This window comes from Microcoleus sp. Aus8_D2 (assembly GCF_036702665.1).
GTDB lineage: Bacteria > Cyanobacteriota > Cyanobacteriia > Cyanobacteriales > Microcoleaceae > Microcoleus.
In genome coordinates this window covers 14,503-30,243 of sequence record NZ_JAUBUN010000029.1, presented here as the reverse complement: position 1 = coordinate 30,243, position 15,741 = coordinate 14,503, and the positions used below count along the sequence as shown (strand labels likewise).

General features: G+C 46.3%; 7 protein-coding genes. 6 read left to right on the top strand and 1 reads right to left on the bottom strand.

Going from position 1 to position 15,741, the window contains the following annotated elements; translation table 11 throughout:
* Positions 1-332: 332 nt before the first annotated feature.
* The 6 genes from QUB64_RS21370 (at position 333) to QUB64_RS21345 (ending at position 12,996) form a co-directional block, all read left to right on the top strand.
* The gene (locus QUB64_RS21370) at positions 333-2,162 is read left to right on the top strand and encodes an Rqc2 family fibronectin-binding protein (RefSeq protein WP_333266647.1); all 1,830 of its coding nucleotides are present in this window, start codon (positions 333-335) and stop codon (positions 2,160-2,162) included.
* Between the two features lie 1,015 nt (positions 2,163-3,177).
* Complete coding sequence (locus QUB64_RS21365) at positions 3,178-5,091, top strand: response regulator (protein ID WP_333266645.1); 1,914 nt, start codon at positions 3,178-3,180, stop codon at positions 5,089-5,091.
* A gap of 105 nt (positions 5,092-5,196) precedes the next feature.
* On the top strand, positions 5,197-11,307 hold the full coding sequence (locus tag QUB64_RS21360; RefSeq protein WP_333266643.1) for a PAS domain S-box protein: 6,111 nt from the start codon (positions 5,197-5,199) through the stop codon (positions 11,305-11,307).
* Positions 11,308-11,583: 276 nt separating this feature from the next.
* On the top strand, positions 11,584-11,970 hold the full coding sequence (locus QUB64_RS21355) for a response regulator (RefSeq protein ID WP_333266641.1): 387 nt from the start codon (positions 11,584-11,586) through the stop codon (positions 11,968-11,970).
* A gap of 109 nt (positions 11,971-12,079) precedes the next feature.
* Positions 12,080-12,523, top strand: a complete 444-nt coding sequence (locus tag QUB64_RS21350; protein WP_333266639.1) for an Hsp20/alpha crystallin family protein — start codon at positions 12,080-12,082, stop codon at positions 12,521-12,523.
* Positions 12,524-12,582: 59 nt separating this feature from the next.
* Positions 12,583-12,996, top strand: a complete 414-nt coding sequence (locus QUB64_RS21345; protein ID WP_333266637.1) for a response regulator — start codon at positions 12,583-12,585, stop codon at positions 12,994-12,996.
* 649 nt (positions 12,997-13,645) lie between these two features.
* Here QUB64_RS21345 and QUB64_RS21340 read toward each other — a convergent pair.
* On the bottom strand, positions 13,646-15,715 hold the full coding sequence (locus QUB64_RS21340; protein ID WP_442921689.1) for an iron uptake porin: 2,070 nt from the start codon (positions 15,713-15,715) through the stop codon (positions 13,646-13,648).
* Between the last annotated feature and the right edge of the window lie 26 nt (positions 15,716-15,741).

Genomic DNA, 15,741 nt, shown 5'->3' with positions numbered 1-15,741 from the left:
TACGGCCAGGGATAACAGACACACAGAAGAAGAGCATCTTTACTCCCATAAACCTCAGAAAGCTTATCGGAACTATCGATTACCTTTTTCCCAATTACCTTTTTCCCAATTACCTTTTTCCCAATTATCAATTACCCATTACCAGACATACCTCATCTTTCCGATCGAGGCTATACATACCTTTGTTTAATGTGAATTGAGCGGGTGGTAATAGCAGAGCTCTGCTTGCCATTTTTTCAATCTAGTTTCAAAACTTTGATATAATTGAGCGAATACGACCAATATCTGTCAGCATAGATATAGATAGCTCGATCGATCGCAAAGAGGCCACCGTGCAACCAGTAGACTTTACAACTTTAACCGCAGCTTGCAGCGAACTGCGAGCCCAATGGCTGCCAGCGCGCTTAGAACAAGTCTACCAGCGCGATCGATTCACCGTGTCCCTGGCCCTCCGCACCATGAAAGGGCGCGGCTGGATAGACATTTCATCCCATCCAGCAGCCGCCCGCATCTGCGTCGGCGACTCTCCCCCCCGAATTCCCGACACCTTCACCTTCAGCGAACAACTGCGGCACCAACTCAGCGGTTTAGCCTTAGTTTCCATCGCCCCCGTGTCCCCTTGGGAAAGAGTCATCGACTTGCAATTCGCCAAACGTCCGGGCGAACCCGCCCTCTGGCATCTCTACGCCGAAATCATGGGTAAATACAGCAACGTCATCCTCACCGCCCAAGACAATCTGGTTGTCACCTGCGCCCACCAAGTCAGCGCCAAACAGTCCAGCGTCCGCCCCATCCAAACCGGACAACCCTACGAATTACCCCCGTCTTTGACCGATGCAGTGCCAAGCGCGATCGAATCTCTCGATCGCTGGCAAGAACGAATTAGCCTGGTTCCCGGGCAAATCAAGACCAATCTGCTGAAGAATTACCGAGGGTTAAGTAAGGTCTTAGTAGTGTCCATGATTCGATCGGCAAATCTCGACCCCGAACAATCCACCGACAGCCTAAATCCCGACGAATGGAAACAACTATTTCAGCGCTGGTTGTACTGGCTGCAATGCCTAGAAAACTCCAAATTTCAACCAAGTTTCACCCCCGAAGGCTACAGCGTCATCGACTGGCCAAAACCCGACGAAAAACAGGTCGAACCGACAAATGAATCTAACTCCTCTCTTCCTTCTTCCTTTTTACCGCCACATCCATCCGTTACATCCGTTACAAAATCCGCTGCCGAACTTCCTTCTTCCGTCTCTTCTATTCAAGAATTACTCAACACTTACTATACAGGCGAAATCAACCAACAACTATTCGCGCAACTGCGGCATCAACTCACCCAAAAACTCAACAACCTCCTAGCAAAACTGCGCCTCAAAGCCAACACATTTAAAGAACGGTTGCAGCAATCAGCAGGCGCAGACACCCACAAATCCCAAGCCGACTTGCTGATGGCAAACTTGCAGCATTGGGAACCGGGAATGAAATCGATTTCCCTCCCAGACTTTGAAACCGAAAAACCAGTGATAATTCCGCTAAACGTCGAAAAAAACGCCGTTCAAAACGCTCAAGCAATCTACAAAAAACACCAAAAACTTAAAAGAGCTCGCATTGCAGTAGAACCTTTGTTAGCCGCCGTACAAGAAGAAATCGACTATTTAGAACAAGTCGAAGCCGCACTTTCGGTATTGGAAACCTACCGCAACACCCAAGATTTGCAAACCCTCGCCGAAATCCGCGAAGAACTGATCCAGCAAAAATATCTCGATGTACCAGATTACCGCAGTACCGACAAAAATGCTGCGATCGAATTTCACCGCTACCAAACCCCCAGCGGCTTTGAACTCTTAATCGGGCGCAACAACCGCCAAAACGACCAACTCACCTTTCGCACCGCCAACGACTACGATTTGTGGTTTCACACCCTAGAGATTCCCGGAAGTCACGCTTTATTGCGTCTCACACCCGGTAAAGTTGCTGAAGAAACCGATTTGCAATTTGCCGCTGACATGACTGCATACTACAGTCGCGCCCGCCACAGCGAACAAGTCCCGGTGGTTTATACCGAACCCAAATATGTGTACAAGCCGAAGGGTGCAAAGCCTGGTATGGTTGTGTACAAGCAAGAGCGAATTGTCTGGGGGAGACCGCAGCAAGCCCCGGCATGATATCGAACCAGGTTCGTAGTGAGGACTTCAGTCCGCATTCATGAAGGATTCGCATTTCCCACTACCAAGCCGGTTCGTAGTGAGGACTTCAGTCCGCAACAAGAAGGACTGAAGTCCTCACTACAAACCCAAAAATCAGTCCGCAACAAGAAGGACTGAAGTCCTCACTACAAACCTAAAAATCTGTCTCCGATGTAACGTTTTATTACAAAAAATTAATTTTTGTTGTGAAAATACCCCTGAAGAGGGATGATAAGTCTCTTAGAACCCGCTGCAAAGAAACGTGCAACTTGGGTTTCCTCACTGTGAGAAAAACACTGTGGGAAAAACAACGGATTTAACTATTTTTGCAGACCAGCTTTTGCTAAAGCTGGTCGTTTCTGTTTCAACATGAAACTCAAGCTCGCATTGTACGAATTTTATGTAATATCATATCCGATCGATCGACCGTAATTGTTGTAGGGGCGGGTTCGCCAAGATCTGTAATAAAAATGAGATATCTCGTAAACCCGCCCCGGCCGATATCTGACGAGCGATCGACCGGACTCGATCTAATTTATCGTCGTTTTTCCTGGTTAATCGCTGCTGCATTTCTTGCCGCCGATGGTAGCTCAAGTACATTAGTGCGATCGAGCTTTTTGTTCAAAAATTCGCCTTAATATTGATGTATTGCCTATTGACTTTGCTAGACTTTCGGGGTATATTTTAGATAATGGGAGTGGTGACATTGATTTAAATTTTGCAAATATTCCCATTATCTAAAATATACTTGAAAAAAGTGCTGTAGTCAAGCTTTTATCCCCAAAAAAACAGGCATTTTTTTAATAGTATGAGATAAAAATTAATCGATTCCATGACTAATTCTGCTCAGTCGTGAATAACTTGTCAAGGCGCCCGCTAACAAAGACGATCGCCCGAATATTCTAAAATTAAAACCAACGATCGAATGAGAAGAAAGGCTTATGCCCTACAGCACTAGCGTTGAGCGCATCAGAATTGCATCCCCACAACCACAATGAACAAGTCTCCGATCAAAATTCTGCTAGTAGATGATGATAGATTGCTGAGTGTGGCACTAGCGAAGGTGTTGGAAGCAAATGACTACACGATCGATACGGCGATCGACGGACAAGCAGGCTTAGACTTAGCAACATTAATTGAGTATGACCTGATTTTGCTCGACGTGCAGGTGCCAAAACTAGATGGCATTAGTCTGTGCCGACAACTGCGATCGCAAAACTACCGCAAACCGATCCTGCTACTGACAGCAAAGGATTCAGATGCCGATGTGGTAGCAGGATTCGACGCCGGGGCGGATGATTACATCAGCAAACCCTACGCCACCGAAGTATTGCTGGCAAGAATCCGTACATTATTGCGACGCTCTAAAGCAGTTTCTCCTGGAAGTTTTGCTAAAGACTCATCCACTACATTGAGTTGGGGCAATCTTTGTTTAGACATGAATTCAGGGCGAGTAACCTGTGACGAACAAGTTATTTCACTGACAGCAAAAGAATACAATCTACTAGAATTATTTCTGCGAAATCCCGATCGCATCTTCAGTCGCAGCGCCATTCTCGATCGCCTGTGGGGATTTGACGACGCACCAACCGATCGCGCCATTAACACTCATATTAAGGATATCCGAAAAAAGCTGAAAGCAGGCGGCTTAACCGCAGAAATTATCGAAACAGTTTATGGTATGGGCTACCGACTCAAGCCGCGCCCCCAAGCTGCCCCGATCCTTTCAAACAATTCTGACACCGACAGCACGCGCAAACAGAAATCGCGCGCTGGAGATCCATCGGCGATCGACAAAGTTCTAGAACGGTTTCGGGGAGTATTTAAGCAACAAATTGCCGTGTTGTCAAGCGCACAAACTGCTATCTTGGCAGAAAAATTAGAGATAGAACTATATCAAGCTGCCAAGAATGAAGCACATAAATTGGCAGGTTCTATGGCATCTTTTGGTTATCCTGAAGGCTCGAAATTGGCGCGATCGGCAGAGCATTTACTAATCTCGATTAGCCAAGTCAATTCCTGTCACCTGCTGCGCCCGTTCACTGCTGAAGAAATTACTCAATTTTCGGCATTGGTGACAGGATTAGAGCAGGAATTAGCAAGGCCAGCAGCTAACTCAACAACTTCTGTAGCGCCTACTTTTGCATCTCATCGGGTGCTAGTCGTAGACGATGATGTTGCTTTGACAGAGTGCTTAAAAGCAGAATCCGACGATCGGGGATTTCGGATCAAAATTGCTCCGAATGTTGCTGCCGCCCGATCGCGTTTGGCGATGTCAATGCCCGATCTGATTTTAATAGATTTAAGCTTTCCAGACACAGAAGAAGATGGATTGACGCTGCTGCGAGAGCTCAAAGAGCGATCGCCCAACCTACCTGTAATTGTATTTACTGGAAGGGACAGTCTTGCCGATCGCCTAGCAGTATCCCGCCTAGGTGCCAAACAATTTTTACACAAACCTGCCACCACCGACCAAATTTTTCAAGCCATATCCCGCATCTTAACTAAAACTGAAGCCCTGCAAGCCAAAGTCTTAATTGTTGACGACGATCCGGCGGTGTTAGCTCACCTATCGGCATTGCTAACACCTTGGGGTTTGGAAGTAATAACTTTAACCGAACCCCAAGGATTTTGGGAGATGCTGCTGACAACTTCGCCCAATTTAGTCATATTCGATGTCGAGATGCCACAGGTTAGCGGGCTGGAGTTGTGCCAAGTAGTGCGACAGGATAGCCAGTGGGCAGATTTACCGATCTTAGTTGTGACTGCTCACACCGATGCAGACTCCCTGAGCCAAGCCTTTGTCGCCGGAGCCGATGATTTCATCACTAAACCCGTGTTGGGGCCAGAATTGGTGACGCGGGTACTCAGCCGGATTGAGCGCAATCGATCGCGCAGCGCACCGTAGCCGATCGCCCAAAACAAACCAAGTTGCCCAATAACATAGTAAAGTGGTTGTGACAAGAGCCTAGAGAGAGAAAATCTCACCATCTCACTTTTGTAAAAAACGCTTATGCCATCAGTCATTCGCAATCGAAAATCAAAAATCGAAAATCGAAAATCGAAAATCGTATTACCCTACATAGTTGCTATTGGCTCGACGGCGATCGCCATTATCCTCTCTCTCTGGCTAGAACCGTTTCTATCTCGCACGATCGGCGCATTTTTCTACATCGCGATCGTTGTCAGTGCTTGGTACGGAGGCTTTCGATCGGGAGTCGTTGCCATTATTTTTTCAACGTTAGCAATAAATTACTTCTTTCTTCCTCCATATTATCAATTTTTTATAGACTTACAAGTAGATGTATTGCGGCTAGGTATTTTTTTGTTTGTGAGCTTAGTAATTAATACAATAACCAGCAATCTTCAACAAAGTAAAATCAAAATAGAGCAGCTGAATCGGCAATTAATTAAAGAAAAAGCAGAACAACTGCGAATCGCTTTATCAGCGGCGCGGATGGGGATGTGGGATTGGAATATAGTAACAGGAGAAATCAAATGGTCGCCGGAACATTCGCTGTTATTTGGGTTAAATCCTGATGCTTTTGATGGCAGATATGAAACCTTTGACGATCGTCTCCATCCAGACGATCGCCAAGGCTTAAATCAAGCAATACAACAAGCGTTGCAAACACAGAGTATCTACCAGAATGAATTTCGCGTAATTTGGCCAGATGGCAGCATTCACTGGGTGGAGGGACGGGGACACGGCTTTTATGACGAAACCGGTCAAGCCCTGCGAATGACCGGCACAATTATGAATATTGACGATCGCAAGCAAACAGAAATTTTGCTGCACCAGCAATTTGAGCAACAACGGCTGTTAATGGAAATAACTCAGCGCATCCGCCAATCGCTGAACTTACAAGACATACTCCAAACTACTGTGGAGGAAGTGCGACAATTTCTGCAATGCGATCGCGCCCTGATGTTCAAAATCGATTCCGACTACAGCGGAACAGTTGTAGTAGAGTCTGTAAATCCAGCCTGGAAGGCTATCTCAGGCAACCGTACCTACGATCCTTGTATTGCCAAAGAGTATATCGATCCATTTAAGCAAGGCTTAGTCACTGCTAAATCAGATATCTACACTGCCGAAATCGCCCCATGTCATCTGGAAATGTTGGCAGGTTTCCAAGTTAGAGCAAATCTAGTTGTGCCGATTCTCCAAGCAGAAAATCTTTGGGGTTTGTTGGTTGTTCATCACTGTGCAGGGCCGCGCGAGTGGCAAGTTTCAGAAATAGAATTGCTGCGGCAGTTGTCTGCACAAGTTAGTATTGCTCTCCAACAAGCTGATTTATTTGAGCAACTACAAACGGAACTCAAAGAGCGCCAACAAGCAGAACTAGCCTTACAAGAGACTCAAGAAAAACTGCAATTGTTCGTCAAATATGCTCCCGCCAGTATTGTGATGTTCGATCGCGAAATGCACTACCTGGCCGCCAGCCAGCGATGGGTTGATGAATATCGGCTCAACGACATAGAATCGATAATTGGGCGATCGCACTACGAGCTGTTTCCCGATCTTCCAGAGGCGTTGAAACAGAGCCACCAGCGAGGTTTAGCAGGTTTCGTTGAAAAATGCGATGAAGATGTGTTTGTACACTCTGATGGCTCTGGGGAATGGTACCGGTGGGAAGTTCACCCTTGGTATCGCAGCAATAGCGATGTTGGTGGGCTCGTGGTCTTCACTGAAGATATTACCGATCGCAAACAAGCAGAACTAGCCTTACAGGAGACTCAAGAAAAACTGCAATTGTTCATCAAATATGCTCCCGCCAGTATTGTCATGTTCGATCGCGACCTGCGCTACCTGGCCGCCAGCCAGCGATGGGTTGATGACTATCAGCTCGAGGACATAGAATCGATAATTGGGCGATCGCACTACGAGGTTTTTCCGAATATTCCCGACGAGTGGAAGCACGTCCATCAGCGCAGTTTGGCAGGTTTCATTGAAAAATGCGACGAAGATCGGTTTGTAAGTTTAGATGGCTTGCAGCAATGGTTGCGGTGGGAAATTCACCCCTGGTACAGCAGTAATGGTGATGTTGGTGGTATCATTCTTTTCACTGAAGATATTACCGCTCGCAAACAAGCAGAACAAGCGTTACAAGAGACTCAAGAAAAACTGCAATTGTTCATCAAATATGCTCCCGCCAGTATTGTGATGTTCGATCGCGACCTGCGCTACCTGGCCGCCAGCCAGCGATGGGTTGATGAATATCGGCTCGAGGACATAGAATCGATAATTGGGCGATCGCACTACGAGCTTTTTCCCGATCTTCCCGACGAGTGGAAGCACTTCCACCAGCGCGGTTTAGCAGGTTTCATTGAAAAATGCGATGAAGATGTGTTTGTACACTCTGATGGCTCTGTGCAATGGTTGCGGTGGGAAATTCACCCCTGGTATCGCAGCAATGGCGCTGTGGGCGGGATCATTATTTTCGCTGAAGATATTACCGAGCGCAAACAAGCACAAATTGCCCTCCAACAACTCAATACCCAACTCGAACAACGGGTAGCAGAACGAACTGTCGAACTCACCGCAGTCAACGATCGCCTGTTAGTTACCTTAGCAGAAAAAGAACACGCCTATCAACTGGTACAAGAACAAGCACAACTGCTAGATCTCGCCCACGATAGTATTATCACCTGGGATTTAAACTCCGCCATCACCTTTTGGAATCAGGGAGCCGAGGCTATGTATGGCTGGACAAAAGCCGAAGCATTAGGGCAAGAATCGCACATTTTCTTAAAAACCCAATTTCCTCAGCCCTTGGCAGAAATTAAAGCAGAACTGTTTGAAACAGGTTACTGGGAAACAGAACTAATTCATTACACTCGGGACGATCGCCCGATTACTGTATCTAGCCGTTGGGTTATCCAAAAAGATGATGCGGGTAGACCAATTAAGATCCTAGAAATTAACAATGATGTTACCCAGCGAAAAGAAGCCGAATTAGTCTTGCAGCAATATATCCATGAAGTAGAAGACCTCTACAATAATGCTCCCTGCGGCTATCACTCCCTAGACGCAGAAGGGACAATGGTGCGGATTAACGATACAGAACTAAAGTGGTTGGGCTATACCCGCGATGAAATCCTCTATAAAATTAAGTTTTTGGATCTGCTCTCACCTGATGGAAAACAAGTTTTTTACGAGAACTTTCCCAAGTTTAAACAACAAGGATGGGTCGAGAATCTGGAATTTGAGATGTTTCATAAAGACGGCTCCAGCCGTTGGTTTAACCTGAATGCTACCGCCATCAAAGATGCAGCCGGCAACTTTTTGATGACTCGCTCAAGCTTATTCGATATCAGCGATCGCAAGCAAATCGAAAGAGAGCGAGAAAAAGCTGAATTAGCCCTGCGAGAGAGCGAAGAACAACGCCGATTAGCTCTAGACTTGACACACATCGGCTTTTGGGATTTAGACTTGCTCGCGGGAAAGCTCGTTTGGAATGACAATCACTTCACTTTACTCGGGTTAGTTCCCGATCGCCTGGAACCCAGCTATGAACTCTGGCGAGATGGATTGCATCCTGAAGACAGAGATCGAGTTGAAAGACAGTTTAGCGATGCTCTCCAATCTCGCCTCGATTACGAATCAGAATATCGAGTTGTGCATCCCGATGGCTCCGTTCATTGGCTAATGGGGCGCGGCAAAACCATTTATGACAAATCCGGACAACCCGTGCGATCGCTCGGCGTGATGCTCGATATCAGCGATCGCAAACGTGCCGAAGAAAGCCTCCGAAAATACGAGCGCATTGTATCCAATACCAAAGATGGGATTGCGCTGGTGAATCGCAACTATATTTATCTGATCGCTAATCCAGGTTATCTGTCTTGGTGCAATAAATCGGAAAGCGAAGTTGTCGGAAATTCATCCAGAAATATCTTGGGTCAGGAATTGTTCGATAACTTCATCAAATCTCGCTTAGATCTCTGCTTGACTGGAGAAACAATTCAATATGAAAAGTGGTTTGATTCTCCCAATTTAGTCCGGCAATTTTTGAGCGTTACCTATACGCCTTTCCGCGATGCAGGCGAAAATATTTTAGGGGTTATCGTTAGTCTGCGGGATCTAACCAAACTCAAACAGGCAGAACAAATGCTAGAGCTTCAGGCCGTGATTACCCGCAACATGGCGGAGGGCGTTTGCTTGGTGAGAGCCGATAATGCAATCATTGTTTATGCTAATCCTAAATTTGAGCAGATGTTTGGCTATGACTTCAATGAACTCAACGGTAAAGACGTTTCGATTCTCAACTATGCCAGCGAAGCGCTAAATCCTGAAGATGTATATCAAGCCATTCGATCTGTCGTTTTACAAGGTGGTGAATTCAGCTATGAAATCCATAATGTTAAAAAAGATGGTACTCCATTTTGGTGCAGTGCAACTTGCTCTGTATTTCAGCATCCCGAATACGGCGATGTGCTAGTTGCAGTTCAACAAGATATCACCGATCGCAAACAAGCCCAAGCAGCATTGCTACAGAAATCCCGACAGGAAAATTTGCTCTGGACTATTACTCAAGCGATTCGTCAATCTTTAGATCTCAATGCGATTTTGAATACTGCTGTCACTGAAGTCAAGCAAACATTACAAGTCGATCGCGCTGCTATTTATCGTTTCACTCCCGATTGGAGTGGAGATTTTGTAGTTGAGTCAGTCGATCCGCAGTGGGTGAAATTGGTAGGATGCAATATGCAAAAAGCTTGTGAAGATGTCTACCTCCAAGAAACTCAAGGGGGGCGCTTCCGCAATCATGAAACCTTTGCGATCGCAGATATTGACGAAGCTGGCCTGCATCCCTGTCACGTCCAACTCTTACAACAATTTCAAGCCAAAGCATATATGGCCGTCCCGATATTTGCGGGAGAACTCCTTTGGGGATTGTTAATCATCTACCAAAATACAGCACCTCGTAATTGGCCATCTTGGGAAATCGAATTACTCGAACAGATTAGCAGCCAATTGGCGATCGCCATTCAGCAATCTCAACTCTACACCCAACTTGAGATCGAATTGCAAGAACGCCAGCAAGCCACCGCCGTCATCCGAGAAGCTGAACGCCGTTGGCGATCGCTTTTGGATAACGTGCAGTTAATTGTAGTCGGACTCGATTGGTCGGGAAATATCAACTACGTCAATCCATTTTTTGTCTGTCTCACAGGCTATACTAACGAAGAAGTTTTAGGCAATAACTGGTTTGAAAACTTCTTACCTAGCTCCAAGAAACAATCAACTGAAATCGATTTTTTGGAACTGTTGACTCACAATGCTCATCCCTATTATCGAAATATTATCCTGACGAAATCCGGTGAGGAACGATGCATTGCTTGGAACAATACAACACTGCAAGATTCAGATGGAACCATCATCGGCAGTATCAGCATTGGAGAAGATATCACCGAACGCAACAGAATTGAACAAATTAAAGATGAATTCATCGGCATTGTCAGCCACGAACTGCGGACGCCTTTGACAGGAATTCAAATGTCACTGGGACTATTAAAAACTGGGATTTACGATAAAAAACCCGAAAAGTCCCGACGCATGATCGAAATCGCCCTACTTGATACCAATCGTTTGGTCAACCTGGTTAATGATATTTTAGATTTAGAACGGCTGGAGTCCGGGCGGGCATTTCTGGACAAAACCGTTTGCAAGGCCGCAGATTTGATGCAGCAAACAGTAGATGGCATCCAGGCGATCGCCACTCAACACCAGATCTCATTGATCGTTGCACCCACCGATGCAGAAATCTGGGCCGCAGCAGATGCCATCCTCCAAACCTTGACAAATTTACTGAGTAATGCTATTAAATTCTCGCCTGCGGGTGCCGCAATTCATCTGAGTGCTACAAACCAGACAGACTGCGTGCTGTTCCAAGTTTGCGATCGCGGGCGGGGCATTCCAGCCGACAAGCTAGAACTGGTTTTTGGGCGATTTCAGCAAGTCGATGCCTCGGACTCCCGCGAAAAAGGAGGAACCGGGTTAGGATTGCCCATCTGTCGCAGTATTATTGAGCGGCACGGTGGAAAAATCTGGGTTGAAAGTATCTTCGGTGAAGGCAGCACATTTTTCTTTACATTGCCGTTACCTGCGATCGAATAACCGTCAGATTCATGTTTTATACGCAGTCACAGACTATTGTTTAATCATGAGATTCAGATCCCCCCTAGCCCCCCTTTTTAAGGGGGGAACCGGAATTGCTCTCAAATTCCCCCTTCTGAAAAAGGAGGAACCGAAATTGCTCTTAAAGTCCCCCTTCGATCGGGGGATGCGAGGGGGATCTAAACTTGGTGTAAAAACGAGATTTCTCATAAGATTGCTCAAAGGTTTTACTCTTAAGTTGACATTAACAATCCCAAATCCCAAATCTAAAATCCCATGACTGACAGACTAATTCTAGTAGTTGACGATCAAGAACACCTCCGAGAACTCGTGCAAGCGTGCTTAGAAGATCTAGGCGGATGGGAAACGCTAGTAGCAGGATCGGGAGAGGAATGTTTGCAAATACTGCAAACAGAACAACCTGATGCCATTTTGCTCGATGTGTCTATGCCGGGAATGGACGGGATTGCTGTCTACGATCGCCTCCAGTCCGATCCCAAGACGCGATCGATTCCGGTGATTCTGCTGACAGCCAAAGTCCTGCCCAGCGATCGGGCTAAATTCGCCGAAATGGGCGTTACCGGGGTAATTTCCAAACCCATCCAACCCACCAGCCTGACGGTAGAAGTTGCAGAGATATTGGGCTGGAAGGAAGAAATTTAAGAGTCTTTGTGAAGTTTTGTAACGAGATCTGAATCTTTACCAATTCCTTACCGTTACTACCTAGCCTTCTACTATCGAACCAAAAACTTGTGGTAGAGGAGGACGGTGAATGAATGCTTTTCAAGCATCGAAGGATCTGAGCCAGTATCTGGAGGGTTCATTTTCTAGTTTGCTCAAGGGTGGTCAGCAATTAACACTTTGGATGCGCAATACAGGAAAAACGCCGATCGCAGCCATTACGATTCACGAAAGCGAGACAACACTGATGCTGAAAGTTCACATTTTGGGCATTCATCTAGTCAAGCTGGATCTCCAAATCACTCCAGAAACTCTTCTAATTCAAGGTCAACCGACGGAAGCGACTCTAGTTGAAGGTTATTTTCGTCCTAGTAGATTTGAAAGTCTCATCGCGTTACCCCACCCCGTAGAACCTGAAACCTGTCGCACCCAGATCCAACCCGATGGTGTGAAAATTCAGCTTGCTAAGCAGTCGATCGCTCAGCAATCCAAACTTTGCATTGAACTCCCAACTGCAAATTCGATCTTTGGCTGAAAAAGTGTAGCTTGCAGTCAATTGGAAACCGAACCATTAATTTTTCAACAGTTAAATAAATGAAGGCTTTGGAAGTGGTTTATATGGCCACCAAAACAATTTTACTGATTCACAAAGAACCAAATATGCGGGAGCTAGTACAAGCTTGTTTAACCGATTTGGCAGGTTGGAACGTGCGAGTTGCCAATTCCACTTTAGAAGGCTTGCGACAAGCGAAACTACATCAGCCCGATAGCATTATTTTGGATATTTCTGCCGGAGAAATGGAGGAATTCCTATTTCTCAAAGAACTAAGAACACAACCCGAAACCCAATCAATTCCAGTTGTGCTGCTAACTCTCAAAGCGAAATGGGTTGATTTGCAACGGAACTTATTCCCCCAAGATCAAATAGCAGCAGTGATTGTGAATCCCCTCGCTCCAGCTATGCTGTCCGTTCAGATTGCTCAGGTGTTGGGCTGGGATTTAGATTAGATTCTCACATCGATACAAACTCAGAGACTGGGTGTCAGAAACCGGGTTTTTTTACGCAAATCCTGCATGGGAGCGACGAGAGTAAATAAAAAACCCGGTTTCTTTGGCGTGGTGCGTGCAACACAGACTGCGATCGTTGGAAATAGGCATAAGTGCTCTGCGACACCACTATTGTTACGAAATATTTTAAATTTACTCAATTTATTAACAAACATATATTTTTTACAAAATCTTTACTTTTCACTTTTAGAGTGATGTCGTTGGTGAATCAACCCAACTTACAGCGCTTGGCAACAAAAGTGAAACACATCTGAGGTAAAAAAGAGGTTTTTATGATAGACGACTCCGGCAGCTCAAATCAAATCGTCGATCGCGTTAGCCAAAATACAGATTGCCCGTGCTGCTCGAATCGAATGCTCCGTCACTTTCGCCAGCAAGAGGTGTACTGGTTTTGTCGGGAATGTTGGCAAGAAATGCCTGTTTACAACCTTAATAGATGTAGTTTATTGCCATCTAGAGCAAGTCTCAATAAAGCAGTCGTGCAAAAAAGTTATAGTTTGTCAACCGATTTGAGAGTCGCGGTTGTCGGGGTTTGAGATTTGAGATTAAAAGTAAAAATCCCAAATCCCAAATCCCCAAAGGGTTGAGACTAGAAAGTAAACGTAGTTCTCACCACCCCAATCACCAAATCAGAATTATTCTTATTGTGGTCGGGAGCAGTCAGCCAAATCAGACCAGGAGTGATCGAAATATTGTCGCTCAACTTAAACTGATAGAACCCTTCAATGTGCAGGGAAGTATCCTTATCTTCCGGCAAAGTCCGATTAGTAGAACTCGTGACTCGCGGCTCCATCCCTACCAGAAAGCCCGCTACATTTCCCTCTGTCAGCAAATCGGGAAAAGCCACAGTAACGGCCCAGTTCCAGATTTTTTGGTCTCCGCGCTGTACAGAACCCGTAGGAGTAACCAAATTAGATAAAATGCGCTGGTTAGTGTAACCCGCCCAACCGCCAATTGCCAAGCCAGGCCGCACTCTCCACGAAGCTTGCGCGCCGTAGGAATTGCTAGAAGTCTTGAGGTTATCTTCAGTATCTAGCCCAAAAGAAGCGAGACGAACTGGGAAATTAGAAGCATTGCTACCCGTACCGGTCACAAAGTTGTAGGAATTAACGTAAGTTAAACCTAAAGCCATAGTGCTTGTCGGTTTAAAAGTCAACTGAGCCAAAGCACCGTAGGAACCGTTGAACAAGCCGTTACCCCGCGTCGGGCTCGCAGCGTTGCCGGCCAAATATCCCAAACTCAGCTCTAGTTTTTCTCCAAACTGCTGCCGCAGAGCGATACCAGAACCGGCAGTCAAATAGTAAATTGGGTTGCGAGTACCGAAATTAGAAAGAGCACCGCTGCCACCATCTCCGTCAAAGTAAGGATTCACAGTATTAGTGAAATCGTCAGCAGCGCCGGCATTGGCTTCGAGAATTACAGTAGTGCTTTTGCCTAGGGGGAATTGGTAAAGTAGCGCATCTAAAGCTACAGTATTGCTAGCAGTAGCGAAAGGCCCGGCATTAAACCGCAATTCCCCTTCAGCAGTTTTGGTATTGTTAGTAGAAAACGAACCCAAATTTAAAACTTGCAGTCGAGTTCTGAGCAAATCTTGACCAGAAAAACTCGTGTCAAAATTCAGACGAACCCTGCTGCCAAAAGCCGTCGTTCTATCGGCGTCGCGGCCGTTAGCGTCTTCTCCCCTGGCGATACCAGTCAAAGCAAATATCACTTCGCCATTGAGTTTAGTGGTAGTCGAAAACTGATTTGCTTCTAATTCAGCCGTGCGCGCTTCCAAAGCATCGACGCGGCCGCGCAAAGTTGCCAATTCCGCGGCAAACTCTTCTTGTAACTTTTGCACAGCAGCCAAATCTTCTTTGGTTGCGAGAGTTCTGCCACCGCCTTTAATCAGCTCGTTCACCTTATCCAAACAGGCATTTAAACCCGCTGCAAACTCGTAGCGAGTCATCGCCCGGTTGCCGCGGTAAGTGCCGTCTGGATAGCCAGCTATACAACCGTAGCGCTCTACTAGGGATTGCAAAGCTTGGAATGCCCAATCGGTGGGCCGAACGTCAGAAAGTTGCGAAACTGAGGTTACTTGGCCGATAGTATCTTCGCTGCCGCCTTCTGCGCTGTATTGGTTGATTTGTTCTAAAACATTTGAGGGCGGTTGAGGTTGCGCAATTGGAGGAGTTGATTGGGAAATCTGCTCGGGTTGTGCGGCCGCTTTTTCGGCGCTGAAATTAGTCGGTGCGGCGGCGGGTTCCGTTTCGCTGAAGTTTGCGGGCGCGACTGCGGAGATTTTCTCCGCGACAGGTGGTTCGGTACTTAAGTTGGCGGGCGCGACTGCGGGTTTGGTTTCGCTTAAGTCTGCTGCTGCAACTGCGTTGTTTTCCGCTGATGCGGCTGGTTCGGCAACTGGGGCTATTTTCGCTTCAAGACTTTCTTTCTCAATAGTTGGAACAGTCAAGTTGCTAGTTAGTGACGTTGGTTCGGCCGTCACTGCTGCTATTTCAGGCTGTGCTGCTTCGGTTGCAGCACCTGCTAATTCCAATTGATTGGCTTGAGCAGTGGCAATTTCTACAGGTTGCTCTGCTGCTAGGGCTGTCGAAGATACGACTAAACTTGCTGCTAGTACAGCGGGACTGATTAAGAGTCCTTTCCACAAAATTCTTGACATTTTTACCTCACACCACGTTAATTCGA